Origin of the sequence: Microbulbifer sp. (assembly GCF_036563125.1) — a bacterium.
Classification (GTDB): domain Bacteria; phylum Pseudomonadota; class Gammaproteobacteria; order Pseudomonadales; family Cellvibrionaceae; genus Microbulbifer.
Genome location: NZ_DATCMV010000193.1, coordinates 1 through 25,472, shown reverse-complemented (window position 1 = coordinate 25,472; position 25,472 = coordinate 1). Strand labels below are relative to the sequence as shown.

Genomic DNA, 25,472 nt, shown 5'->3' with positions numbered 1-25,472 from the left:
GGTACTTCCGGCAACTTCTTTCGTTATTAAAATCAATTCGCTGTTGTGACTGCAAAAGCGCCAAAAAGTGGCACGATACACGACAAAAAATGAAGCCGGCCTGAACCGCAGCTGAAAACATTCAGGCTGCGGATCAAAAAAGTACTCTGCGTCTTTCCGTACTGATGGCCATCAGGATACCGAAGCCCGCCATCAGCGTGATCACCGATGTGCCGCCGTGGCTCACCAGTGGCAGGGGTACACCCACCACCGGCAACAGGCCGCTGACCATACCGATATTCACGAACACATACACGAAAAATGTGAGGGTGATACTGCCCGCCAGCAGGCGTCCGAACACATGCTGGGCCGTAAAACTAATATAGATGCCCCGCGCGATGATAAGCAGGTACAGGGTCAGCAGAATCAGCGCCCCGCGCATGCCCCATTCTTCCGCGAGTACGGCGATGATGAAATCCGTATGGCTCTCAGGCAGGAAATCCAGCTGTGACTGGGTACCCTCCATATAGCCTTTGCCGGCCCATCCGCCGGAGCCGATAGCTGCTTTGGACTGGAAGATATTCCAGCCCGCACCGAGGCGGTCCGCATCCGGGTTGAACAGGGTGAGTACCCGCTGTCGCTGGTAGTCGCGCATGCCCCACATCCACATAGGCCAGGCGGCCAGCGCGACCAGCAGCCCGGCGCTGCCAATCATCTTCCAGCTGAGGCCGGACAGGTAAAGCGCGAAAATACCGGACGCGGCAATCAGGATGGAGGTCCCCAGGTCTGGCTGACGCACGATCAGCAGTGCGGGCACCCCGATAATGGCGAGCGCCCCCACGATGGTGAAGAGCGATGGCGGCAATGTGCGCCGGTGCAGGAAGGCCGCCACGGAGATGGGCACCGCCAGCTTCAGTACCTCTGAAGGCTGGAAGCGGAAGCCGCCGATCTGCAGCCAGCGCTGCGCCCCTTTGGCACCCACGCCCACAAACAGTACCGCCACCAGCAGACAGCAACCGCCGAGATAGAACCAGGGCGACCAGCGGCGATAAAACTCCAGCGGAATCTGCGCCGCAATCACCATGCCGGTAAATGCCAGACCCATAAAAACCGCCTGGCGCTTCACATAGTGAATTTCCTCGCCGGAGGCACTGTAAAGTACCACCAGCCCCACCCCGGCCAGTATCAGCAACAGCAGCATCAGCGGCAGGTCGATATGCCAGCGGCGGGAGAGACTCTCCGGGCGGCGCAGGCTGCTACCCATGTCCGGCAGCCGGTGCATATAGTCGCGACTAGCCACGGGCGCGAACCTCCTCAAACGGTGTTGTTGTCAGCGGCGCCATCGGCGGCCGCCATGACGGCAGGCCGGCGGTATCTTCAAACGGCCGCTGCATCCAGTCCGCCAGCACTTCCCGTGCCACCGGTGCCGCAACCCGGCCACCGCCCTCGCCGTTCTCCACCAGTACCGACACCGCGATCTGCGGGTCGTCCACCGGTGCGAAGGCGATGAACAGTGCGTGGTCCCGGTGGCGCTCCTTGAGCGCTTCCGAGTCGTATTTTGCCCCCTGGGCGATACCCACCACCTGCGCGGTACCAGACTTGCCCGCTACGCGGAAATCCAGCCCGGCGCCTGCATTTTTACCGGTACCGGCCTTGACCACCTGCTCCATGCCTTTGAACACCAGGTCCCAGTGCTCCTGGCGCGCCTCCACGTGGTGCAGTACTTCCGGCGGCTGCTCCACGCCGTCGATGGCCATCACCATCTGCGGGCGGTAGTGGGTGCCGCGGTTAGCGATGGTGGCGGTCATCACCGCCAGTTGCAGCGGCGTGGCCAGCACGAACCCCTGCCCCAGGACCGCATTCAGGCTGTCACCCGGGTACCAGGCCGTGCCGCGGGCGCCGCGCTTCCACTCGCGGGACGGGAAAATCCCCGGATACTCCCGCGGTAGGTCAATACCGGTCTTTTCGCCGAGGCCGAAGCGAGTGGCGATGTCGTGCATGCCGTCGATATTCCAGCGCGAGGCCATATCCCAGAAATACACGTCGCAGCTCTGCGCCAGTCCCTCGATCAGGTCGATGTTCTTGCCGTGGCCCCAGCGCTTCCAGTCGCGGTAGATGCGGGTATCGTTGGGCAGGCGGAAGAAGCCGGGATCTGGAACCCGGGTATTGGCGGTGATGACCCCGGCGGCCAGGCCACCCAGGCCCATCATCGGCTTCAGCGTGGAACCGGGTGGGTACTGGCCCTGCACCACGCGGTTGAACAGCGGTACGTCGAGCGAGTCCCGCAGCTCGCTGTAATCCTTGAAACTGATGCCGGTAACAAACAGGTTGGGGTCGTAGGACGGCTTGCTCACAAACGCCAGCACGCCGCCGGTCTTCACATCGATGGCCACTACCGCACCGCGGTGCTCGCCGAGGGCATCGGTGGCCACTTGCTGCAGGCGGGTATCCAGATGCAGGGTCAGCTCGGCGCCGGGTTTGGGGTCGTGGCGCTCCAGCACCCGCAGCACGCGGCCGCGAGCATTGGTTTCCACGTTTTCAAAGCCCACTTCCCCAAGCAGCAGGTCCTCATAGGAGCGCTCCAGCCCCACCTTGCCGATGCTCTGGGTTCCGCGGTAGCGACGCACATCCTCCTCGGAGAACGCGGTGAGATCCCGTTCGGCGATACGCCCCACATAGCCGACGCTGTGGGCGAAGAGTTCTGTTTCCGGGTAGTAGCGCACCAGTTCTGCTTCGACAGAAACTCCGGGGAGGCGGAATTCATTGACGCTGATACGGGCGATTTCCTCTTCGGAGAGGCGATAGCGCAGGGGTACGGGTTCGAACGGGCGGCGGCGCTGCAGGCGACGGTTGAATTTTTCCACGTCGTCATCGTCCATCTCCACCAGGCTGCCAAGCAGTTCCAGGGTGGCATCCAGATCCCTGATGCGCTCGCGCACGATGGCGAGGGTGTAACTGGCGCGGTTATCCGCCAGCAACACGCCGTTGCGGTCGTAAATCAGGCCGCGGGTGGGGGGAACCGGTCGCACCTGGATACGATTCTCGTCCGACTGGGTGCGATAGTTTTCGTAATTGACGATCTGCAGGTTGTACAGCCGCGCCACCAGTACGCCGAGCAGCGCCACCACGCCAACGATGGCCACCAGCATACGGTTGCGAAACAGCCGCTGCTCGGTGTAATGGTCTTTGAAGCGCAGGTTTTCAGACATTTCGGTGCAGTGGGATCATCGGTGGCGCGAAAATGACCACGAAGTGTACACAAGTTTATCGTCCCTGCGGAGCCTCCTGCGCCGGGACATTCGCCCCGGCGGGACCGCGAGCCGGCAAAACAAGCCGGCGCCAGCCGCTTAAGACAGGGGCTGCGCGCGCAAGTTCAACCGGATTTGGATATGCACGCAGGGAGCGTGTATTCGCGGCCGAAAATACCGACCGCCAGCGATCTTTCAAATAATTATTTGTGGTAGGGATGCCCGGCCAGCAGAGTCCAGGCGCGGTACAGCTGTTCCGCCAGCAGCACCCGCACCAACGGGTGAGGCATGGTCAGTGCCGACAGCGACCATTTCTGGTTGGCCCGCGCCAGGCACTCTTTGGACAAGCCATCGGGGCCGCCGATCAGCAGGCATACGTTATCGCCGGACATCTGCCAGCCCGCCAGTTCCTGCGACAGCTGCTCGGTGCTCCAGGCCTTGCCGGTAACCTCGAGTGCCACCACATGATCCCGCGGGCCAATGGCCGCGAGCATGGCTTCCCCCTCTTTCTGGCGGGCCTTTTCCACCAGCGCCGCAGCGTTCTTCTGGCCGCGATTGCCGAGGGGTATTTCCACCATTTCCAGGGTCAGTTCCCGGGGCAGGCGCTTGGCGTACTCGCCATAGCCCTCCTGCACCCAGGCGGGCATCTTGCCACCCGCCGCCAGTATCCTGATTTTCACCGAAGATCAGTCCCGGTGTGGATCGCTGCCATCCGCATTGTTGCGGGTGTTCGGGGTCATGGACCAGAGTTTTTCCAGGTCGTAGAAGCGACGGGTTTCCGCCTGCATCACGTGCACCACCACGTCACCGTAGTCCACCAGCACCCATTCGCCGGTTTCCATACCCTCAACGCCGATGGGGCGGAAGCCGGCCTCTTTGCCATCTTCCACCACATTGTTGGCCAGGGACTTCACCTGGCGGTTGGAGGTGCCCGTGCAGATGATCAGGGTTTCCATCACATCGCTGAGTTCGGATACGTCGAGGGCAGTGATGTCCTGGCCCTTGAGGTCTTCCAGTGCGTTTACGGCAATTGTCTTGAGATCAGTCATAACACCTGTATCTGGGGGCGACCCCCCTGCTTTTAGCTCCGGTAGAGCTGATGAATCTGAATGTAGTTAAGTACCCGCTCCGGCAGCAGAAACTGCGCCGAGCGGCCGCTGGCGATCAGGTTGCGGATACCTGTCGCGGAGATCGGCAGCAGAGTCTGCTCCCGCACCAGGATGCGTCCGGCAGCCTGCCCGCGAATGTCGTCCATGGTCCCCCGATGGCGGGCCAACAGTTCCGCCACCTCACCGTCCCGCGGCATCTGCCAGCCGGGACGGGTTACCACCACCAGGTGCGCCAGCTCCACCAGCCGCTCCCAGCGGTGCCAGCCCGGCAGGCCGAGCAGTGAATCAAGCCCCATACAGAAGCTGATGGAGATTTCCTCCCCCAACTCCTCGCGCAGCCCCTCTAGAGTGTCAACGGTGTAGGTGGGCCCATCCCGTTCGAGTTCGCGATCGTCCAACACGAGCTCGGGACACTCCTCCAGTGCCAGCGCCAGCATCTCGCGCCGCGCCTCGGCACTCACCCCCGGCTCGGCGCGGTGCGCCGGCTGGTGGGAGGGCAGCAGGCGCATTTCGTCAAAGCCCAGCGCCTCTTTCAGTTCCAGCGCCATGCGCAGGTGGCCGAAGTGCACCGGGTTAAAGGTGCCGCCAAACAGTGCCAGAGTCCTCAACGAAGCTTGAGCCTTTAGCGAATGTGGCAGCACCGGCGAAGAGTGACTCATTGGCGGATGTGTCCGTCCCCGAACACGATCCATTTCTGTGAGGTGAGGCCCTCGAGCCCCACCGGTCCGCGCGCGTGGATCTTGTCGGTACTGATACCGATCTCCGCGCCCAGCCCGTATTCAAAGCCGTCCGCAAAGCGGGTGGAGGCATTGACCATCACCGAACTGGAATCCACCTCCGCCAAAAAACGGCGCGCGCGGCTGTAGTCCTCGGTGACGATGGATTCCGTATGCCCGGAGCTGTATCGCGCAATGTGGTCCATTGCCGCATCCATCTCCGCCACCACCCGGATGGAAAGTACCGGCGCCAGATATTCCGTGGCCCAGTCCTCCTCGGTGGCCGGCAGTGCCTGGGGCAGGATGGCACAGGTCTTTTCACAACCGCGCAGCTCCACCCCTTTATCAATGTAGGCGCTCGCCAGTCGCGGCAGGAACTCCGCCGCTACCGCCTCGGCCACCAGCAGGGTTTCCATGGCGTTGCACACGCCATAGCGGTGAGTCTTGGCGTTCAGTGCGATATTGAACGCCTTCTCCGGGTCGGCGCGGTCATCCAGGTATACGTGACAAATGCCATCGAGGTGCTTAATCACCGGCACCCGCGCCTCGCGGCTGATCCGCTCGATCAGCCCCTTGCCGCCGCGGGGAACGATCACATCCACGTACTCCGGCATGGAAATCAGTGCACCTACCGCGGCGCGGTCGGTGGTATCCACCACCTGAACTGCGGTTTCCGGCAGCCCCGCCCGTTTCAGGCCGGCGGCGATGCAGGCGGCAATGGCGCCGTTGGAATACAGCGCCTCGCTGCCACCACGCAGAATCGTTGCGTTGCCGGACTTGAGACACAGGCTGGCGGCGTCGATGGTCACGTTGGGGCGGGACTCGTAAATAATCCCCACCACACCGAGCGGTACGCGCATCTTGCCCACCTGGATACCGCTCGGACGGTATTTCAGGTCGCTCACCTCACCCACCGGGTCCGGCAGTTCCGCGATCTGGTTCAGCCCCTCGATCATGGCGTCGATGCGGGTATCGGTGAGTTCCAGACGGTCCAGCAGCGCAGCGTCGAGGCCGTTGTCGCGGCCCTTTTGCATATCTTTGGCATTGGCCGCCGCCAGTTGCGGTCGCTGGGCATCCAGCTCCGCGGCGATAGCCTTCAGGGCGGCGTTCTTGCTTGCGGTATCAGCACGTGCCATCAGGCGGGCTGCGGCGCGCGCGGCGCGGCCCATGGCCTGCATGGTGGCTTCGGTACTATCTTGTCCGTCTGCTTGTCCATCTGCCTGACCGGTTCTGGTGGCACCGTCACTGATACTGTTCACTACTGATCTCCATTCAATGTACGCAAAAACGTATGGATCTGCCTCGATCCTACCCGGTTTCCGGACGCGCACAAAAACGCCCCCGGAAAATGGCCGCGCAGTATACCGTAACCTCGCGGGAATACTGCCCCCAAGAAATGGGTTTATGGGCTCCGCGCGGCGCTGACACGCCCCAGCTTCTGATGCAGGTAGGCGATCCCCAGCAGCGCCAGCCCCATACCCATAAACGAGGCCACCCGCAGCAGCCCCTCGAGCCCGGACATATCCACCAGAAACAGTTTCACAATCACCAGCGCCAGCACCGCCATACCTGCGCGGTAGCAGCTGCGCCAGCCGCGCCAGCTGCCAAACAGGATGGCCACCACCGCCAGTACCAGCCACACAGCGGAATAGGTGTACAGCTCGCCGGTGGTGGTGGCGGTATCCAGGCGAATACTCCCCTGCCACAGGTGGCGCACCTCCAGCGAAATCCAGATGAACGCGGCCAGCGCCGATAGCAGCCCCGCAGGCCGTCGCGCCCCGGGCAGGTACCAGCGGCTCACCAGCCACGCCAGCAGCGCGGGGCCGGCGAACGCTGGCAGCAACATGTTCAGCAGTGGTCGCTCAGATACCGAATGCCAGGCCCAGGGTTCGCTGAAGGCAGTATTGAATAGTATCCCCGCATAGTTGGCCGCCGCTGCCAGTATCAGCAGGCGCCCGTAGCCGTCGTACCAGCGGGAGAAGCTGTCGGCCAGCAGGCTCTTGCGGTAGTACACCAGCCCCAGGCCGGTAAACAGCCACATATTGATCACTGCCTCGGTGAAGCTGTAGCGCGCGGCAAAGGCGTGGCCGTCGTACAGCCAGTAACGGCTTTCGGCCCACAGCGTGAGTACCAGCAGGTGCAGCGCCGCCGCCTCGGCCCAGGACGCGAGCGCCGGATGAGGTACGCGCAGGATGCGGGTGGCGAGCCAGGCACACAGGGCGGAACCACCGTAGGTCCACAGCGACCAGTGGCTGTCATCGCCGTAACTCAACAGCCACGGGTTCAGGGTCAGGCGCACCACCACCAGCAGCAACACCCCCTTCAACAGCCAGCCCAGTGGCGGCACCTCGAACCTGCGGATGATCCAGGCCAGCGATACCGCCTGCAGCGCCAGCGCGAGAGTGAGGCTCGCTTGCTCGAGCCACAGACAGGCCGCCAGGCTGTAGGCAAAATGCCCGCCGATGAACAGCCACACCACCATGGACTTGTGCCAGTCGCGCCCCGCACCGCGGCTGCCGAGATACAGGAACACGGCGCCAAATACCGCCGCGTACAGGCACCACCAGTAGAGCGGCAACCCATCTCGAGCCAGTAAATAACCGACTGGCAACGACAGCAACGGAGCCATCACCGCCAGCGACGCCCACCAGAAACGCGCCACCCCTTTGCGGTAATTGAACAGGGCGAAAGCGGAAAACAGTGCGGCGGTCATCGCGAGAAATACCAGGAACACGCCCTGCTGCTCCGGCGGCAGTGGCCGCAGCTGCACGGGCAGCCCTTGCCACCGGTCGAGCCGCCCCGCCATCCACGCCGCCAGCTGCCCGAGCAGCAATAGCCACGGCAGCGGTGCCAGCGGTACACGGCGGCGTGCGGCCAACAGCAGCACCAGGGCCAGCGGGCTCCAGGCCCACAGCGCGGAAGCAAGAGACGCGGACGGCCAGCCCTCGCGGAAAATCGACAGGCACTGCGCGGCCACCAGTAGCAGCAGACTGGGCAGCAACAGCGGGGTAATTCTGCCGAATGTGGGGCTATTATCGCCCTCGCTGCCACCCGCACTCCGCTGCAGCAACCAGTCACCGGGCACCACGGAGAGCAGCAGATAAGCCAGTGCCGCCAGGTAGGGACCGCGCCAGCCATCCGCCTGCTGGCCCAGCAGTGAAATCAGCCACCACAGCAGCGCGCCGGCGAGCAGGCCGAGCCACAGCCAGCTGCGATACACATGGCGCAACAACAGCAGCACCGAGGCAGTGATGATCAGCGCGTACCCCATGGCACCGACAACATTGCCGCCACCGGAGGACACCAGTATCGGCACCGAATAGGCACCGAGCATGCCGATGGCCGCCAGTACCGGGCCGTGCAACCGCGCCAGCCACATGGTGACCAGCGCCACCACCGCCAGCATGCCGAACGCCAGGCCTGGCTCGAACAAGTGATACAGGTGCACCGCCGACAGGATGGCGGCGAACGCGGTAATCGCGCCACCACCCGCCAGCGCGGCAAAGGCGGGATGGCTGCCGCCGGTTCTGCGGCGCAGCACTTCCGAGGCAATGTACAGCGCCAGCGCGGTGATCAGCCCCAGCGCCACCCGCACCCGCGGCCCTAGCAACCCCTGCTCGATGCCGTAGCGCGCGAGAAAAATACCGGACAGCGCAACACAGGCACCGCCCAGCCACACCATCCAGTTCTGCTGCACGCGCTCCCAGAAGCTCTCCCGCAGCGGCAGCACCGTGCGCGAGGCAGAATTCCCTGTGAAATCGCCGGCCACCTGGTGCAGGTCGGGCAGGTCCTGCTGCTCGCGCCGGATTGTCTGCGCGGATTGACTGGGTACCGGCACATCAATGGACGCTGGGGACTCAACGGGCTCGATCACTACAGGAGGGGCCGCGACGCTTGGCGCCGCAGGTGCAACGGCGGGAGATACTGTTTGTGAAGACGCACCGGACGCGGACTCGATCGCGGCGCGCAGCCTGCGCACCTCACCGCGCAGGCTTTTAACTTCGGCAAAGGCAAAAATACCCATAAAGGAGCCGACCACCACGGTCAGAATCAGCAGCACGCCGAGCAAAACCAGATTATCCATATATCCGCAAAACGTCCGTTTATGGTTATTTCAGTACTTGGTGTTTTTCGCCGCCGGGTTCACAGGCAAGTCGCGAGGAATTACTGCCGGGCCCACTGATCCAGATTGGCGGCGATATGTGCGAGGCGCTCCAGTGGATCGTGGCTGGCCAGCAGTTCCAGGCGCACCGCGTCGTCCAGCGGCAACAATTGCGCCAGCTGCCACGACAGCGCCTCGGCGCTTTCCACCGGGGCAAACTTGAGCGACAGCACGGCGGCGTGCTGCTTCAGCTCGTTCAGCACCGCGAGCAGGCCGTCGCAGCTTTCGGGTACCGGGTGGGACTCCTCATCCGGCAGCCATTCCACATCCGCCATCAGCAGGCCATCTTCCTCGGGGTAGGTTTCCAGCACGCGAAAGCGTGATTCTCCCGCCACCTCGATGTGCAGCAACCCCTCCTCGCCCTGGCTCCAGTCGACGATGCGCACATACAGCCCGAGCGGCCAGACTTCCGCCGCCCCCACCTCGCGCCCGCTGCGGATCAGCGCAACGCCGAAGCCGGTGTCGGTCTTGAGGGATTCGGTAACCAGGCGGAGATAGCGCTGCTCAAAGATCCGCAACGGCAGGGTCACGCCGGGAAATAACGCCATGTGAAGAGGGAAAAGAGGAATCAACGACAAAATATCCGCCCCGAGATCAAGTCATACACAGCCCATTGGGTCCTGAATTGGCCCGATTAGGCGACAAAGATACCACTGCTACCTACATCGTAAGGATAAGGTTACGAAGGTAAAACAGAAAACCGCGCCAGCTGTTCTATGCTGAAACCTATACGCGGATGTGAATCAAGAGGTACACCATGCGCTGGCGTAAGGGTCGCAGAAGTTCGAATGTGGAAGACCGCCGCGGAGAACCCTCCCCCGGCGGCGGTGGCGGCATGGGCGGCGGCCTCGGCAACCTGCTGGCGCTGGCGCCCTTCCTCCTCCGCAGCAAAAAAGGCTGGTTGATCCTGCTGGCGCTGGCAGCCCTGTACTACTTTGGCGGCAATCTGTTTTCCGGCAGCAGGCACACCGAGCCACCGAGCCTGGGGCCAGACAGCCAGACCGCACCGGGCACCCAGGCGGGACCGGAGGATGAGGTGGCGCAGTTTGTGTCGGTGGTGCTCGCGGACACAGAGGATACCTGGGGCAACCTGTTTCAGCAGGCGGGCTCGCAATATGTCACGCCCAAGCTGGTGCTCTACAACGATGCCGTGCGCTCGGCCTGCGGCCTCAGTACCGCGGCGGTGGGCCCGTTCTATTGCCCCGGTGATGCCAAGGTGTACCTGGACCTCAGTTTCCTGAACGAGCTGAAACAGCTGGGAGCACCGGGCGACTTTGCCTTCGCTTACGTGATCGCCCACGAGGTGGGCCACCATGTACAGAATCTGATGGGAACCTCGGAGAAAGTGCAGCAGGCGCGCATGCGCGCGGACAAGGTGACAGCCAATCGCCTGTCGGTGATGCTGGAATTACAGGCGGATTGTTTCGCGGGTGTCTGGGCATTTTACGCCCACCGCGACCGCAACATGCTGGAACCCGGTGATATCGAAGAAGGCCTGCGCGCCGCCGCTGCGGTGGGCGACGATCGCCTGCAGCGCCGCTCCGGCCACGCGGTATCCCCGGATGCCTTCACCCACGGCAGCGCCGAGCAGCGCGCCTACTGGTTCAGGCAGGGTTTCACCACTGGCGACGTGAACAAGTGCAATACGTTTGCCGCGCTGGCCGGGCAGTAACAAAACTTCTTTACTATTGGTCTGGCCGCAGAGCGTGTCAGCCTCTATGCTTCCGCGCTCAAGATTTTTGTCATTCACTTGAAAAGGAAGACTACTGTGCCAAGAGCAACAGCCCGCCACATTCTGGTAGAAAGCGAAGCCCAATGCCTGGATCTGAAAAAGCAGATTGAAGACGGCGCCGATTTCGGAAAAATCGCCCAGCAATACTCCAAGTGCCCTTCCGGCCGCAGTGGCGGCGATCTGGGTGAATTCGGCCAGGGTCAGATGGTGCCGGAGTTCGACAAGGTGGTTTTCAGCGGCGAACTGAACAAGGTACATGGCCCGGTGAAAACCCAGTTCGGTTATCACCTGCTGGAAGTGACCAGCCGCTCTTAAAATTCAGCGAATTGAAGCTCACGCTATTCGCGAAGGTAGTGATGCCGGGGACGGGTTTGTGAGACCTTCACCGCCATGGATGGCAGTGCAGAGCCCCCTGGGATGGGGTGAGGGGGGCGCCTAGCCCGTGTCTCACAAACCCGCCCCCGGTAGCGGTAGCGCTACCGCCACCCAACTCAATTAGTGCCCACCTTTACTCCGCACTGGTCTCCGCCTGCCATTCGAACAGGTTCATCTCGATAAAGAAGAAAGCAACCAGCCACAGGAAGGCATCCCAGAAATCCAGGAAGCTGCCGTTAAAGCCCCAGTAAATGGCACATACCAGCAGGGTGAAATACAGCAGGCCCTTCACAATCTGCGAGTAGCGCATAACCGCATCGGACAGCTCGTGGCGCAGCTGCAGCCAAACATCGAACGCCAGAATCGCCACCACAAACAGCCAGGCACCGGCGTTGATCACATCCACCCACGCCAGCCACTGAATCTCACGCCACACCGCCGCATCGCCGACAATCTGCGCATCCGCCAGACGCAGCAGGTGCACATCCGCCAGCTGACCGCAGTTCGCGGCAGTGAGCGCAACATAATCATCCTGCTCCAGCACCATCGACCAACCGCCGTTCGCCGCCAGGTCACAGGCACTGCCGGTCGCCGGCAACAGGTGTGTGAGCGACACCATCTCCGACAGGTAACCGTAAAAGGAATAGGCAATGAAGATGTAACAGACGGCGGATACTGCATTGAGCAGCCACTTGGTACTGCCCTTCAGCTTGGTGTCCGACAGCACCCAGGTTTCCAGCTCGAACACTACCAGCAGCAGCACCCAAGCCAGGGTGTCGATGAAATCGTTATACCCCTCAATGATCCTGCCAAGACTAATCCCGTCCGCGAAAACCGTGCCCACGGCAGCGTGATTTTCCAGAAAGAATGCGTAGACGTTGTATGTCAGCAGACAGTAGACGGTGTATTTGAAAAACTTGAACAGCGTGTAGCGGTTTACGGAAATTCCGGCCAAAGAGACCACCTCAGTCATTGGCGACGCACCTCGGATAACGTGTTTATTCTTTTGATGGCGTTATTTTTGTTTAGAGAAACGCAAATATCGAACAATTATTCGGTTTTTGCAACCACTAACCAGCTTGAGAGGTAATTATGCGCCCACCGGGCTCCACTGCTGGGGTTTACCGGTCGGCATGGTCGGCGTGCCGGAATCGTCACCGACCGGTAACTTGGTGCTGGCGGAACCCGGGCCTTCGAACGCGCGTTTAACCGTTTCCGCCTCCGCCTTTTGCCGCTGCTGCTGTTCGATTAACTGCCTGCGCTCGGCCACGGCACTTTCGCCTTCGCGGTCTGCAGCGCCGTCGTCAAACAGCCGGTCGAAACGCACTTCCGGATCGGACCATTCGCCATTGATGCGGTAACTGACGCTGGCCACCCGATCCACCTGTTTCTTGAACACCTTGCTGATCAGGTATACCCCCGCCGCCGCCGGCAGGCCGCCGGCGAGTGCGGCCACGAAGGCCAGGTTGTTGCCCACCGGCAACGTCGCCACCAGGGTGAGGTTCAGGTCTTCCCGCTGCAGGTTCACACGGCCCGCCATCTGTAGCTCGCTGGTCGGCCCCACTACCTGGATCGGTACCGCGATCAACAGTTCGCCGTCGCCCTCGAAATAAACCTCACCGTGCACCTGGTCGAAGGTCAGGCCACTCTGCACCAGGTCGGAAAAGTCCAGCCGCAGGCGCCGCGCCCAGGTGTCGAAATTGAACAGCGACAGCAGCCGCAGCAGCGATGTGCCGGCGTTGTCACTGGCGCGCATAAAGCGGCCGTTGCGGATGTCGATGCGGATCTCGCCGTTGAGGCTGCTGGGGTTCACCATCGCCGGCGAACCACTCCAACGCAGTGCGGTATCGAATACCGCGCTGCGGCTTTCAATGGCCGCCTCCTGCCCCCAGGCCTGCAGCACATCCCCGAGGTTTTCACCGCTCAGGCGGCCGATAAATTGCGAAGACTCGCGGCCGGTCTCATCGCGCATCCACATCAGCTGCGCACCCAGGCGGTTTTCCGCTTCGCCGCGCCCTTCGATCCGGATACCGCGCATGGCGCCGTGAATTTCGCTCACCACCAGCCGCTCGGCCGATGGCCGCAGGCGGAAGGACCAGGGACCGAGGGACTCCTCACCCAGCCACAGCTCGTCGGTACTGAAATCCACTTTCGGCAAGCTGGCAAAATCAAACCCTTTCCAGCGATCCGCCGGCGGCGCGGCCTGCTCCGGGGAAGCTTCGCCCTCGGCCACCTTTTCCCGCGCCATTGCCGGCAGTCGCAGGTGCTCCAGCTTGACCTGGAGCGGCGTACTGGAGTGCAGCATACCGCTGAGCTCACCGGTGGCGGTTTCACTCTCGAACTGCAACTGCCAGTCCTCACCGACTCCGCGACCGCTTACATGGATATTGTCGATCTGGGTGGAATCGGAAATCCGCAGCAGATCGGTGCTCAGGTCCAGGATTATCGGCAGACGGCGGGAATCGGCCATCTCCGCATTGCTATCGTCGGATGGCTCGGTGCCCCCGGTTTTGGACTCGGGCGATGCGACGGAGGCGTTGTCGGCACCGGCCTTGTCGCCGGTATAGATCGCCAGCGCACTTTGCCACGGCTGCAGATCCACCAGCGGCAGGTCACCGATGATCGAGATACCCGGTGACGGCGGCAGTTTGGCCTCCGCATTCAGGGCAATGGAGGCCCGCTCCAGCTGGCCGTCCACCTGCCAGATCTGTCCCTGCAGATGCTCGCCGTAGCTCAGGTGATAGAGATTGCCCTGGTCCCCAATCGGCACCCGCAGCACGAACCGAGACTTTTCTCCTGCGGGCTTGGTCAGCGGCGCCGGCAGATTCACCGCCACCCGCTCCAGATCGGACTGCAGCTCCAGGATCGCGCCGTATGGTTTCTGCTTGGCACTGGCGGGAATGGTGATGCGCGCGGTGTAGTCGAGGTCGCCATCTAGCCACCGCAGTTCCGGGCGCCCACTCCAGCGCTCGACACTCGCGGTCTCCGCCTGACCACGCACCACCACCTGGGTGTCGCGCTCGTCGCCCTGCCCCAGATGCTGGATGGAGGCCTTCAGTGGCTGGCCCCAAAGCTGGCCGCGGAAAGCTGAACCCGCAAGACCGTCGACACTGTGGTAGCGCACATTGCCGTTAAGGTGTTCGATATCGAGATTCAGGTTCTGCAGGGTCAGTTGCGCATCGCTCAATTGCAGATCGATCTGCTGGCTGGGCGCGAAGTCCGCGCCGCCGAGCGGCTGCACAATGCGCAGGGTACCCTGCATATCCCCACCCAGCTTCCAGCTGTCGAAAGCCGAGCCCAATTTGTCCCGCAGCGGCGATTCCCGCAGCAGTTTGAGTCCGTCAGCAGCCGGGCCCGCCAGTTCCGCGCGTACATCGAGGCGCGACCCGGTTTGCTGCGGCGATACCCGCACCGCGACGTTGGCACCATCCACATGCCAGAGCCGCGCGCGCGGCGCCGCCACCAGTACATCGCGGTCGTTGATCCCGAGGTGCCCGTCCACATTCTCCGCCGCCGGCCAGCCCGGGGCATATTTCAGGCTGCTGCCGGTTATATCCGCCTGCAGCTGCACCGTCTGGCGGAATTCGTGCTGCCCCAGCGCGAGCAGTTCCTCATTTTCCCCTTCGCGGTAGCTGTAGCCGCGGTACACGAAACCGGCGCTGGGGATGCGGCCCTTATTGTGCTTGCCGACACTCTGGTTCAACCAATTGCGCAGGTCCTCACTCACCACCGTGGGCACCAGGTTGTGCTGCTCGCCCACGGCGACATCGCGCAGGCCGAGGGCGAGGGTAAAGTCCGCGGCGCGGCTGTGGGGTGTCAGCGGGATCTGTAACAGGAACTGGCCGCGGTAGGCGCTCGCGCCAGAAGTGGCGCCGGCGGCAGGTGTTGCAGCGAACTCCGCATGCTCGGCCGCGGCAGCGTCCAGCGTCAGCGGGCCTGAGTACACAGAAACGGTGTTGTGATCGCGATCGATATCCCAGGCGACGGTGCCGCGGGCGGCATCAAAGGAGAAGGGAGCCTCATACAGCAGCGGGAAGTGCGCGCTAAAACCCCTGCCGCTGTCGAGTTCAACGTGACCGCCCTGGCCGTTGAGGGTGACGTACCCGTTGACGCCGGTGACGGCTGGCGCCCCCATATGTGCTCCTGCCGACACATTCTGCAGGTTGGCGGCTACACTGACGTCGCCCGCGCGACGGGCCAGGCGCACGTTCATGAGCTCGCCGGTGGGCTCCAGTGCCTGCAGCCACTCGTCGGCCTTTTCCGGAATCAGTTCCAGCACACGCAATACCCGGTGCCAGGCCTGCAGTTCAATCTGGTCCACCGCCAGCTCAAGATTGCCCTGCTGGTCGCCACTGGCCTGCAGGTTGACGGCGGGCACTTCCAGCTGCTGCCAGTTGAGCCCCAGCTCCTGCAGCACCAGCTCCCAGGATTCACCGGGACGCCAGCGGCCGGAAATATTGCTCGACAGCGCGCTCAGGGTTTCCAGCGCACCGCGGGGTTGGTTGTCTGCGTCAGAATTCTGCTGCTCGCCACCGGCGTCGCTCTCCGCCATTTGCGCGAGACTCAGGTCACCCCGCAGGCTGTAGCCGTTTTTCGCATCGGAGCTCAGCCACAGGCGACCACCGGCCAGTTTGCGCCCGGGCCAGTACAGTTTCTCCGGCAGCGGCGAAAGCTGGTACAGCAGCCCTACCAGGTCCGCATCTACCATCAGTTCGTTTAACTGTGCGTAACCGCGCAGGGAAAATTCGTCGCTGCGGCGTGGGTTGCCGCGGCCTTCGAGCACCAGGTGAAAACTCTCTTCGCCGCGGTGCAGGCTCTCCATGGCGCCGGTGACATAGGCCCTCGCAACCAGGCGATGGAAATTGCCGCTGTTCTCCAGCTGGATTTCCCGCAGGTCGAGATTGGCGGATTGGCCGTCACTGAGTACCAGGCCGAGACTGGCATCCCGCACCAGTACTTTCGGCCCCAGCTGGAAGATACGCGCGGGGTCACCGAGGCGCATGCCGGCGGTGTTGTGGGTACTCTGCTCGTGGCTCGCCGCGCTCGCCAGCGGGAACCCCTGTACCTGCCAACCACCTTCCGCGCGCTGCTGCAGCTGTGCGGAGAAGCCGTCCACCTCGAGGTTCTTCCAGATGAGTTCACGGTTCCACAGGCTCGACAGCAGGTCGAGATGGAAAAGGCCGCGCTGCAGTTTCACCTGCCCCTCGGCACCGATATTGAGGCCGTCGATCTGCAACGCCACTTCCAGTGCCTGCCAGCGCAGGGAAATATGCTCCAGCGCCACCGGTGCGCCGAGGCGTTGAGACAGCCAGTGGCTGATCTGCGGGCTGTAGTTGCCAACCTGGGGCGACAGGATACGCCCGGTCTGTACCAGGATCGCGAGTGAGATCAGCAGTGTGACCACCAGCAACCAGAACTTGCGGACGCACCAACGCAGCCACAACATCAGGCCCCACCTCCCGGGATGGTGCTGACGATGGCGTCACGCTGGCGGCGCCCGCTAAGTGCGCCGGTGGCAAACTCACACCAGTACAATGTCGTACTGCTCCTGGTTGTAGATGGGCTCCACCTGGAACTGGATGGGGCGACCGATAAATTCCTCGAGATCCGCCACGTTGGCGGACTCCTCGTCCAACAGCAGGTCAATCACCACCTGGCTCGCCAGCACCATGATCTTGTCGCTGTCGTAGGCGCGGGCCTCGCGGATGATCTCCCGAAAGATTTCATAGCACACGGTTTCGGCGGTTTTCAGGGTACCGCGCCCGGCACAGACGCTACAGGGTTCGCACAGCATCTGCCCGAGGGATTCACGGGTGCGCTTGCGCGTCATTTCCACCAGCCCCAGTTCGGACACACCGGTAATGCTGCTCTTGGCGTGATCCCGCTCCAGCGCTTTCTCCAGGGTACGCAGTACCTGGCGCTGGTGCTCTGGATCCTGCATGTCGATAAAGTCGATGATGATGATGCCGCCGAGATTGCGCAGGCGCAGCTGGCGGGCGATGGCGGTGGCCGCCTCCAGGTTGGTCTTGAAAATGGTCTCTTCGAGATTGCGATGGCCGACAAATGCACCGGTGTTCACATCGATGGTGCTCATGGCCTCGGTCTGCTCGACAATCAGGTACCCGCCGGACTTGAGCGTGACCTTGTTCTGCAGCGCCTTGCGGATTTCCTCTTCCACCCCGTAGAGGTCGAACAGCGGCCGCTCGCCGGGGTAGTGCTCGATACGCGGGGCGATTTCCGGCGCGTATTTACTGGTGAACTTGGCGGCGCGGGCGTGAGCCTCGCGGGAGTCAATGCGAATCTTTTCCGTGTGCGGCCGCGCCAGGTCACGCAGTGCGCGCATGAACAGCGGCAGATCCTCATAAATGATTGCAGGCTCTCTTTCGATCTTGACGCGCTGCTCGAGTTCCTTCCACAGCTTGTACAGGAAAGGGATATCCCGCAGCAGTTCCTCTTCGCTTACACCTTCTGCCACCGTGCGCAAGATAAAGCCGCCGTCGCCGCTGTGGCCCTCTTCCGCCAACTTTGCCGCCGCCAGATCCACCAGCGCGCGCAGTCGCTCACGCTCGCCTTCATCTTCGATGCGGTTGGAAATGCCTATATGGCGGGTCTGCGGCATGTACACCAGGTAGCGGGCGGACACCGACAGATGGGTAGTGAGACGCGCGCCCTTGCTGGAGATGGGGTCTTTCACCACCTGCACCACCAGCGATTGGCCCTCGCGCACCAGCGCGCGGATGTCCGCCACTTCACCCTCGCGGGACTCCATGCCGTGCTCGTCCAGCGGCGCTATATCCGAGGCGTGGATAAACCCGGCGCGCTCGAGGCCAATATCCACGAACGCCGCCTGCATGCCCGGCAGCACCCGCACCACCTTGCCTTTATAGATGTTACCGACGATGCCGCGGCGCGCGGTGCGCTCCAGGTAAACCTCCTGCAGCACGCCGTTTTCCACCAGCGCCACCCGGGTTTCCATTGGCGCCACGTTGATCAATAATTCTTCGCTCACGGGCAGGTCGCTCCCAATGTCATCCCTGTCTGCCAATAGGCGATGCCCGCCCGCTCCAGCAACTCCACCAGGGCCTCCAGAGGCAACCCCACCACATTGCTGTAACTGCCGTGAATGGATTCCACCAGCACAGCCCCCATGCCCTGGATCCCGTAACCACCCGCCTTGTCCTGCGGCTCTCCCGTGTTCCAGTAACCTTCTATCAGCGCGCGATCCAGTTCGCGAAAGCGCACCCGGGTCTCCACTACTTCACTGTACTCGCCCTCGCCCCCGCACAGGCACACCGCGGTGAGCACCGAGTGCTCGCGGCCGGACATCAGGCGCATCATGCGGGTAAAATCGGCGATATCGCGGGGTTTTTCCAGGATTTGGTCGTCCACGACACCAATCGTGTCCGCCCCCAGGGACCAAGCTGCGTCGGCACCAGCGTGCTGCTGTGCCAGCGCGAGACCGGCGCGGGACTTCTCCTGCGCCAGGCGCAGGACGTAGTCCCGCGGCGATTCATCGACACCGCGGCGCTCTTCCACCGAGGTGGCGGCCACCGAAAACGGTACCCCAATCTGCTGCAACAGCTCCGCCCGCCGCGGCGATGCGGAGGCGAGGATCAGGCGCTGTGTAGATTCTGGATCTGGCACGGGTTCTACTTATCGTTATGAATTCGGGCAATGGGTTCGGCTAAAGGCCTGATTATAGCGGCCCCGCTCGAAAAATAACCGCGCCTACGGCGCGACTTAACACTAATTTGCCGACGGCAATCTCGGGCACAGTTAAAAATCGTAGCGAGCGGGTGGCTGGTGGTGGCCGCCGGAGCACAGGAAGCGGAATGTACACTCAGTACATGAGCATTCCGAGCACCGCCGGACGCCGCCAGGCACTCGCGCAGTAGATTTTCAGCGAATCCGCAGTCGCGACGCCATTCCACCCAACCACGGCGTCACCAGTGGCCACAGCAGCGCGGTGGTCAAGGCCGGCCACAGGAACGTGAGCCCCGGCACCGTCTTGCCGGCAAGGCCGTGCACCCAGTTTCCCAGCAACTGGTTGATACCCACCAGCACGAACACCCACATCAGCTGTTGCCCGGGGTTGAACGCGCGAGTGCGGCGATAGGTGAGCAGGCTGAAATAGGCGAGCACCCCCAGGGACAGGGCGTGGGCACCCAGGGTCGATCCTGTGACCAGGTCTTCCAGCAATCCCATCAGCCAGGCAAAACCCACCCCCAGATTTTCCGGCATGCGGGTGGTCCAGAAGATGACCAGCAAGGCACAGAAGGAGGGACGGAACCAGAGCCAATTGGGTGGCAGCGGCATCACCGCCAGCAACAGGGCGACAACAAAGGTCAGCAGGATGAACCAGCGATTGTGGGCTTCCATGGCATTAATCCCGCGCCCCAGGGACGAAGCCCTGTGTCGGGTCAATGTCCTCATTGCCGATTACCGCCAGCACGAAGCGGCTACGGTTCATCAGCCCGCGGGGCTGCACTTCCACATCGGCAAAGGCCTTGCCGGGGTCGCGCTTGACCGCAATCACTTCTCCCACCGGATAACCGGCCGGAAAGCGGCCGCCGAGCCCCGAGCTCAGCAGCAGATCGCCCTCGCGGATATCGCTGGTGTTGGCCAGGTGGCGAAGTTTCAAGCGGTACAGGTCGCCGGTACCCTCGGCCACCGCACGCAGACTGTTGCGCAGCACCTGCACCGGCAGTGCATGGTTGGCATCGGTGATCAGCAGTACACGGCTGGAGAAATCCCCCGCCTCGACCACCTGGCCAAGCAGGCCACTGGCGTCCATGATCGCGGTGCCATCGCGAACACCGTCGCTGCGGCCCTTGTCGATGATCAACACATGTTCGAGGGGATCCGGGGAAACACCTATGACCTGCGCCACCAGCACCCGCTGGTCCACGCTCTCGGCGGAGTTCATCAACTCTTTCAGCTGGGTGTTTTCGGCACGAACCGCGGCGAGCAGCTGGGTCTGCTGCTCCAGCAGCATGACCTGGTGTTTGAGACGGCTGTTTTCTTCCACCAGCTCTTCGCGGGTGCGCAGCTGGTCTTCCGCCCAGTCGCCCACACGGGACGGCGTTCCGGTAATCCAGTAGAAAGGTGCGGCAAGGCTGGAGAGGCGTTCGCGCACGGGGTCCAGCCAATCGGTGTAGAGATTGACCAGAATCAGCGCGGTCGCCACCAGTCCCAGCACCACGATGCGGGATTCCGGCGACGGACCTCGAGTAAATAACGGTTTAATGGGCGGCCCCCATCGACCTGCTCAGCAATGATGTTGTTATTGGCTGTGGCGCTAATTCCATGCGCGGTGATGCGGCGGCACTCCTGCATCCCTGAGCGCCGCCAAAGCAGACAGTAACCAGATCAGTTGGTGACCAGGTACAGGCGGCTCTTGTCCATCATGTCGAGAGCCTTGCCGCCGCCACGGGCGACACAGGTCAGCGGGTCGTCGGCGACGATCACCGGCAGACCGGATTCTTCCATCAGCAGGCGATCCAGGTCGCGCAGCAGCGCACCGCCGCCGGTCAGCACCATACCGCGCTCGGCGATATCGGAAGCCAGCTCGGGGGGAGATTGTTCCAGTGCACTTTTCACCGCCTGCACAATACCGGTGAGCGGCTCCTGCAGCGCTTCGAGGATCTCGTCGCTGTTCAGGGTGAAGCTGCGCGGCACACCCTCGGCCAGGTTGCGGCCGCGCACGTCGATCTCGCGCACTTCGCTGCCGGCGTAGGCACAGCCGATTTCCTCTTTGATGCGCTCGGCAGTGGCATCGCCGATCACGCTGCCGTAGTTGCGGCGCACATAGTTGACGATGGCCTCGTCAAAGCGGTCGCCACCGATACGCACGGAATCGGAGTAGACCACACCATTCAGGGAGATGATCGCGATCTCGGTGGTACCGCCACCGATATCCACCACCATGGAGCCGCTGGCTTCCTCTACCTTCAGACCGGCACCGATGGCCGCGGCCATGGGTTCCTCGATCAGCCATACCTCACGGGCACCGGCGCCGAGGGCCGATTCACGGATCGCGCGGCGCTCGACCTCGGTGGACTGACAGGGCACACACACCAGAACCCGCGGGCTCGGACGCATCCAGCTGTTTTCGTGCACTTTCTTGATAAAGTGCTGCAGCATCTTCTCGGTCACCTGGAAGTCGGCGATGACACCGTCTTTCAGCGGGCGAATGGCGGTGATGTTGCCGGGGGTACGACCCAGCATGCGCTTGGCCTCCACACCCACCGCTTCCACGATTTTGGTGCCGTTGTAGTGGCGGATGGCAACAACAGAGGGTTCGTCGAGCACTACGCCGCGATCGCGCACGTAGATCAGCGTATTGGCAGTACCCAGGTCGATGGAGAGATCACTGGAGAACATGCCCCGCAAACGTTTAAACATGGAATTCGGTTACCTTAAATCTGATGTACAACACCCGAAGCGGAATTGGGTTCAGGTGCCGCAGAGCGCCGACACACGGCCCGATAGCGCTCCCGGCTGGGGAAAGCGTTACAGGGTAGTTAGTCCGCGCAAATTATTCTGTGTTCCGGGCAGCGTTTTCGCCCGATCTCCGTCAAATAAGCCGGCGCCGAGGGGGCACCTGGCCAGAATCGGCAAACTCTAACAATGGCGCGGGTTCAGAGCAAGGCTGAATAATGTCCACATGCCAGAACGAGCAATGCGTCCATATCCAGAGGTGCCGGTACTGGTACAGAACAACTTATGACTACTAATGCGGAGTTTCCCCCGCAAACATGCTAAATTTGCGCCCTTATTTTCCACCGGCCACCCGGCCCACCGGGCACGGCCGCAAGCAAGCCTTTGAGAAGCTGGAGTCTCTATCCCCATGGCCGTGGACGCGCAAACCGTTGAAAAGCTGGCCGAACTGGCCCGCATCGCCATCTCCAAAGAAACCATTGATGAAGTCAGCAGCCGCCTCGGCGACGTACTGCAGCTGGTGGACCAGCTACAGGCGGTGAATACCGATGGCGTGCTGCCCATGGCGCACCCGCTGGACGAGGTGCAGGTGCTGCGCCGCGACCAGGTCACCGAGCCCAATCGCCGTGAGGAATTCCTCGCCCTGGCGCCCCAGACCGAAGCGGGCCTGTACCTGGTACCCAAAGTCATCGACTGACCGGCCAGCCCGCAAGCGACTACAGAATAGACAAGAAACCGGATTTCCCATGCATCAGTTGACCATCGCCGAGATTATCCGCGGCCTGCGCGACAAGCAGTTCTCCAGCGTCGAGATCACCAGCCACCTGCTGGAGCGCATCCAACAGCTGGACAGCCAGTTCAACAGCTTTATCACCGTCACCGGCGAGCAGGCCATCCAGCAGGCCGCCGCCGCCGATGCGCGCCTGGCCCAGGGCGACGCGCCGGCCCTGTGCGGCGTGCCCATCGCCCACAAGGACATTTTCTGCACCCGCGGTGTGCGCACCAGTTGCGGCTCGAAAATGCTCGACAACTTCGTGTCGCCCTACGACGCCACTGTGGTGGAAAACTTCCTGCAGGCGGGCGCCGTCAGCCTCGGCAAAACCAATATGGACGAGTTCGCCATGGGCTCCTCCAACGAATCCAGCTTCTACGGCCCGGTGAAAAACCCCTGGGATGTAACCCGGATTCCCGGCGGCTCCTCCGGCGGTTCCGCCGCGGCGGTGGCCGCACAACTGGTACCGGGCACCACCGCTTCCGACACCGGCGGCTCCATTCGCCAGCCCGCGGCCATGACCGGCACCACCGGCCTGAAACCCACCTACGGCCGCGTGTCCCGCTGGGGCATGATCGCGTTTGCCTCCAGCCTCGACCAGGGCGGCCCCATCGCGCGCACCGCGGAAGATGCCGCGCTGATGCTGTCGGTAATGGCAGGCCCGGACAACAAGGACTCCACCTGCCTGAACCGCCCGGTGCAGGACTACACCGCCAACCTGAACGATTCCATCGCCGGCCTGAAGATCGGCGTGCCCAGCGAATACTTCGGCGAGGGTCTCGACAGCGAGGTTGGCGCACGGGTGCAGGAAGCCTTGCAGGCCTATGAAAAACTCGGCGCGGAACTGGTGGAAATCAGCCTGCCCCACAGCAAGCTGGCGGTACCCGCCTACTACGTGATTGCGCCGGCGGAGGCCTCCGCCAACCTGTCCCGCTTCGACGGCGTGCGCTACGGCTACCGCTGCGAAAATCCGGCGGACCTGCGCGACCTGTACATGCGCTCCCGCGGCGAGGGTTTCGGCGAGGAAGTGAAGCGCCGTATTCTCGTGGGCAGCTACGCCCTGTCCGCCGGCTATTACGATGCCTACTACAACAAGGCCCAGCAGGTGCGCCGCCTGATCAAGCAGGACTTCGTCGACGCCTTCCAGAAGGTCGATGTGATCATGGGCCCCACCGCGCCGAACCCGGCGTTCAAGCTCGGCGAAAAAAATGCCGATCCGGTAGCCATGTACCTGGAAGACATTTACACCATCGCCACCAACCTGGCCGGCCTGCCCGGCATGTCCATCCCCTGCGGTTTCGCCCACGGCCTGCCCGTTGGCCTGCAGATCATTGGCAATTACCTGGACGAGGCGCGCATGCTCAATGTCGCACACCAGTTCCAGCAGGCCAGTGACTGGCACCAGCAAATCGCCCCGGCAGCAAAATAAGGAGACGCGACGTGGAATGGGAAGTCGTCATCGGGTTGGAAGTACACGTACAACTCGCCACCCAATCAAAAATTTTCTCCGGCGCCAGCACCGCGTTTGGTGCCGAGCCCAACACCCAGGCGTGCGCGATTGATCTCGCCATGCCCGGTACCCTGCCGGTCCCCAATGAAGAGGCCTTCCGCTATGCGGTGATGTTCGGTCTCGCGATGAATGCGGAAATCGGCAAGCGCTCGGTATTCGAGCGCAAAAACTATTTCTACCCGGACCTGCCCAAGGGATACCAGACCACCCAGCTGGAACAGCCGATCGTCGGCGCAGGCCAGATCGAAATTCATCTGGAAGACGGCAGCAGCAAGACCGTGCGCCTGCACCACGCACACCTGGAAGAGGACGCAGGAAAATCCCTGCACGAAGACTTCCACGGTATGTCCGGTATCGACCTCAACCGCGCCGGCACCCCGCTGATCGAAATCGTATCCGAGCCGGATATGCGCAGCGCCGCAGAAGCCGTGGCCTACCTGAAAAAGATCCACAGCATCGTCACCTATCTCGGCATTTCCGACGGCGATATGTCCCAGGGTTCACTGCGCTGTGACGCCAACGTTTCCGTGCGCTTGAAAGGCGAGGAAAAGCTCGGCACCCGCGCGGAAATCAAGAACCTGAACTCCTTCCGCTTCATTGAGAAGGCGATCAAGGTGGAAGCCCAGCGCCAAATCGACCTGATCGAGGACGGCGGCAAGGTGGTGCAGGAGACCCGTCTGTACGACGCCGACAAAAACGAAACCCGCTCCATGCGCAGCAAGGAAGTGGCCAACGATTACCGCTACTTCCCCTGTCCGGACCTGTTGCCGGTGGTGCTGTCCGACGAGTACATCGAACAGATTCGCGGCGAGCTGCCGGAGCTTCCGGATGCCAAGCGCGCGCGCTTTGAAAGCGATTACGGCCTCTCGGCCTACGATGCCGACCTGCTGACCCAGGAGCGCGCCACCGCGGATTATTTTGAGCAGGTGGCCGCCAAGTCCGGCGAAGCGAAACTGGCGGCGAACTGGGTGATGGGTGAGCTTGCCGCGCTGCTGAACCGCGAGGAAAAATCCATCGCAAATTCTCCGGTAACGGCCGAGCAACTTGCGGGACTGATCGCGCGCATCAAGGACAACACCATCTCCTCCAAAATCGCCAAACAGGTATTTGAGGCGATGGCGAATGGCGAGGGCGATGCGGATACGGTGATCGAAGCCAAAGGCTTGAAGCAGGTGACCGATACCGGCGCCATCGAAAAGCTGGTGGATGATGTAATCGCCGCAAACGCGGCACAGGTGGAAAACTACCGCAACGCCGATCCCGACAAGCGCCCGAGAATGATGGGGTTCTTTGTGGGCCAGATCATGAAAGCCTCCAAGGGCCAGGCGAACCCGCAGATGATCAACGAGATCCTGCAAAACAAGCTCGACGCCCTGCTCTGATCTGCCTCTGATCTGCCTCTGATCTGCCTCTGATCTGCCTCTGATCT

Annotated in this window: 20 protein-coding genes; 5 read left to right on the top strand and 15 right to left on the bottom strand. The window is 62.5% G+C overall.

All coding sequences use genetic code 11. The features are described from left to right. Positions 1 to 133: 133 nt before the first annotated feature. From rodA to VIL80_RS16530, 8 genes are all read right to left on the bottom strand, one after another. The gene (gene rodA, locus VIL80_RS16565; protein WP_332037199.1) at positions 134 to 1,279 is read right to left on the bottom strand and encodes a rod shape-determining protein RodA; all 1,146 of its coding nucleotides are present in this window, start codon (positions 1,277 to 1,279) and stop codon (positions 134 to 136) included. Next, positions 1,272 to 3,188 (bottom strand): penicillin-binding protein 2, encoded by a 1,917-nt coding sequence (gene mrdA, locus VIL80_RS16560; protein ID WP_332037198.1) that lies wholly within the window; start codon positions 3,186 to 3,188, stop codon positions 1,272 to 1,274. Before mrdA ends, rodA begins: the two co-directional genes overlap by 8 nt. A gap of 242 nt (positions 3,189 to 3,430) precedes the next feature. Next, positions 3,431 to 3,907 carry a 23S rRNA (pseudouridine(1915)-N(3))-methyltransferase RlmH gene (gene rlmH, locus VIL80_RS16555; RefSeq protein WP_332037197.1) on the bottom strand — a complete coding sequence of 159 codons (477 nt, stop codon included), beginning with the start codon at positions 3,905 to 3,907 and terminating at the stop codon, positions 3,431 to 3,433. Positions 3,908 to 3,913: 6 nt separating this feature from the next. Further along, positions 3,914 to 4,276, bottom strand: a complete 363-nt coding sequence (gene rsfS, locus VIL80_RS16550; protein ID WP_332037196.1) for a ribosome silencing factor — start codon at positions 4,274 to 4,276, stop codon at positions 3,914 to 3,916. Positions 4,277 to 4,308: 32 nt separating this feature from the next. After that, on the bottom strand, positions 4,309 to 4,995 hold the full coding sequence (gene nadD / locus VIL80_RS16545) for a nicotinate-nucleotide adenylyltransferase (RefSeq protein WP_332037195.1): 687 nt from the start codon (positions 4,993 to 4,995) through the stop codon (positions 4,309 to 4,311). Further along, positions 4,992 to 6,311, bottom strand: coding sequence for a glutamate-5-semialdehyde dehydrogenase (locus VIL80_RS16540; protein WP_414684583.1), 1,320 nt, complete (start codon positions 6,309 to 6,311; stop codon positions 4,992 to 4,994). Before VIL80_RS16540 ends, nadD begins: the two co-directional genes overlap by 4 nt. Positions 6,312 to 6,454: 143 nt before the next feature. Beyond that, entirely contained in the window at positions 6,455 to 9,136 is a 2,682-nt protein-coding gene (locus VIL80_RS16535) for a DUF2339 domain-containing protein (protein ID WP_332037194.1), read from the bottom strand. A gap of 80 nt (positions 9,137 to 9,216) precedes the next feature. Then, positions 9,217 to 9,786, bottom strand: coding sequence for an LON peptidase substrate-binding domain-containing protein (locus tag VIL80_RS16530; RefSeq protein WP_332037193.1), 570 nt, complete (start codon positions 9,784 to 9,786; stop codon positions 9,217 to 9,219). A 185-nt stretch (positions 9,787 to 9,971) separates the two neighbouring features. Here VIL80_RS16530 and ypfJ point away from each other — a divergent pair, with 185 nt between their 5' ends. Together ypfJ and VIL80_RS16520 are read left to right on the top strand one after the other, a co-directional pair. Next, positions 9,972 to 10,886, top strand: a complete 915-nt coding sequence (gene ypfJ / locus VIL80_RS16525) for a KPN_02809 family neutral zinc metallopeptidase (RefSeq protein WP_332037192.1) — start codon at positions 9,972 to 9,974, stop codon at positions 10,884 to 10,886. A 96-nt stretch (positions 10,887 to 10,982) separates the two neighbouring features. Then, positions 10,983 to 11,261, top strand: a complete 279-nt coding sequence (locus tag VIL80_RS16520; RefSeq protein WP_332037191.1) for a peptidylprolyl isomerase — start codon at positions 10,983 to 10,985, stop codon at positions 11,259 to 11,261. A gap of 193 nt (positions 11,262 to 11,454) precedes the next feature. Here the strand turns inward: VIL80_RS16520 and VIL80_RS16515 are convergent, their stop codons facing one another. From VIL80_RS16515 to VIL80_RS16485, 7 genes are all read right to left on the bottom strand, one after another. Continuing rightward, positions 11,455 to 12,294 (bottom strand): hypothetical protein, encoded by an 840-nt coding sequence (locus tag VIL80_RS16515; RefSeq protein ID WP_332037190.1) that lies wholly within the window; start codon positions 12,292 to 12,294, stop codon positions 11,455 to 11,457. Between the two features lie 117 nt (positions 12,295 to 12,411). Next, positions 12,412 to 16,767, bottom strand: a complete 4,356-nt coding sequence (locus VIL80_RS16510) for a YhdP family protein (RefSeq protein WP_332037189.1) — start codon at positions 16,765 to 16,767, stop codon at positions 12,412 to 12,414. Positions 16,768 to 16,842: 75 nt separating this feature from the next. Continuing rightward, the gene (gene rng / locus VIL80_RS16505; protein WP_332037188.1) at positions 16,843 to 18,330 is read right to left on the bottom strand and encodes a ribonuclease G; all 1,488 of its coding nucleotides are present in this window, start codon (positions 18,328 to 18,330) and stop codon (positions 16,843 to 16,845) included. Continuing rightward, positions 18,327 to 18,965 carry a Maf family protein gene (locus VIL80_RS16500; RefSeq protein WP_332037187.1) on the bottom strand — a complete coding sequence of 213 codons (639 nt, stop codon included), beginning with the start codon at positions 18,963 to 18,965 and terminating at the stop codon, positions 18,327 to 18,329. Before VIL80_RS16500 ends, rng begins: the two co-directional genes overlap by 4 nt. Positions 18,966 to 19,220: 255 nt before the next feature. Further along, the gene (gene mreD / locus VIL80_RS16495; RefSeq protein ID WP_332037186.1) at positions 19,221 to 19,700 is read right to left on the bottom strand and encodes a rod shape-determining protein MreD; all 480 of its coding nucleotides are present in this window, start codon (positions 19,698 to 19,700) and stop codon (positions 19,221 to 19,223) included. Between the two features lie 4 nt (positions 19,701 to 19,704). After that, on the bottom strand, positions 19,705 to 20,568 hold the full coding sequence (mreC, locus tag VIL80_RS16490; protein WP_332037206.1) for a rod shape-determining protein MreC: 864 nt from the start codon (positions 20,566 to 20,568) through the stop codon (positions 19,705 to 19,707). 122 nt (positions 20,569 to 20,690) lie between these two features. After that, entirely contained in the window at positions 20,691 to 21,725 is a 1,035-nt protein-coding gene (locus VIL80_RS16485) for a rod shape-determining protein (RefSeq protein ID WP_105103606.1), read from the bottom strand. 445 nt (positions 21,726 to 22,170) lie between these two features. Between VIL80_RS16485 and gatC the strand changes: the two genes are divergently transcribed. Genes gatC through gatB form a run of 3 tightly spaced genes read left to right on the top strand, consistent with a single transcriptional unit; the run spans position 22,171 to position 25,425 of the window. Then, the gene (gatC, locus tag VIL80_RS16480) at positions 22,171 to 22,458 is read left to right on the top strand and encodes an Asp-tRNA(Asn)/Glu-tRNA(Gln) amidotransferase subunit GatC (RefSeq protein ID WP_332037185.1); all 288 of its coding nucleotides are present in this window, start codon (positions 22,171 to 22,173) and stop codon (positions 22,456 to 22,458) included. Positions 22,459 to 22,507: 49 nt separating this feature from the next. Further along, a complete protein-coding gene (gene gatA, locus VIL80_RS16475) occupies positions 22,508 to 23,962 on the top strand; it encodes an Asp-tRNA(Asn)/Glu-tRNA(Gln) amidotransferase subunit GatA (protein WP_332037184.1) in 1,455 nt (484 codons plus the stop codon). A gap of 11 nt (positions 23,963 to 23,973) precedes the next feature. Next, positions 23,974 to 25,425 carry an Asp-tRNA(Asn)/Glu-tRNA(Gln) amidotransferase subunit GatB gene (gatB, locus tag VIL80_RS16470; protein WP_332037183.1) on the top strand — a complete coding sequence of 484 codons (1,452 nt, stop codon included), beginning with the start codon at positions 23,974 to 23,976 and terminating at the stop codon, positions 25,423 to 25,425. The last annotated feature ends 47 nt before the right edge of the window (positions 25,426 to 25,472 follow it).

Coding starts and splice junctions, on each gene's coding strand:
- mrdA (WP_332037198.1), bottom strand. CDS start 3,188: ATGTCTGAAAACCTGCGCTTCAAAGACCATTACACCGAGCAGCGGCTG.
- rsfS (WP_332037196.1), bottom strand. CDS start 4,276: ATGACTGATCTCAAGACAATTGCCGTAAACGCACTGGAAGACCTCAAG.
- nadD (WP_332037195.1), bottom strand. CDS start 4,995: ATGAGTCACTCTTCGCCGGTGCTGCCACATTCGCTAAAGGCTCAAGCT.
- VIL80_RS16535 (WP_332037194.1), bottom strand. CDS start 9,136: ATGGATAATCTGGTTTTGCTCGGCGTGCTGCTGATTCTGACCGTGGTG.
- ypfJ (WP_332037192.1), top strand. CDS start 9,972: ATGCGCTGGCGTAAGGGTCGCAGAAGTTCGAATGTGGAAGACCGCCGC.
- VIL80_RS16515 (WP_332037190.1), bottom strand. CDS start 12,294: ATGACTGAGGTGGTCTCTTTGGCCGGAATTTCCGTAAACCGCTACACG.
- VIL80_RS16510 (WP_332037189.1), bottom strand. CDS start 16,767: ATGTTGTGGCTGCGTTGGTGCGTCCGCAAGTTCTGGTTGCTGGTGGTC.
- mreD (WP_332037186.1), bottom strand. CDS start 19,700: ATGGAAGCCCACAATCGCTGGTTCATCCTGCTGACCTTTGTTGTCGCC.
- VIL80_RS16485 (WP_105103606.1), bottom strand. CDS start 21,725: ATGTTTAAACGTTTGCGGGGCATGTTCTCCAGTGATCTCTCCATCGAC.
- gatC (WP_332037185.1), top strand. CDS start 22,171: ATGGCCGTGGACGCGCAAACCGTTGAAAAGCTGGCCGAACTGGCCCGC.
- gatA (WP_332037184.1), top strand. CDS start 22,508: ATGCATCAGTTGACCATCGCCGAGATTATCCGCGGCCTGCGCGACAAG.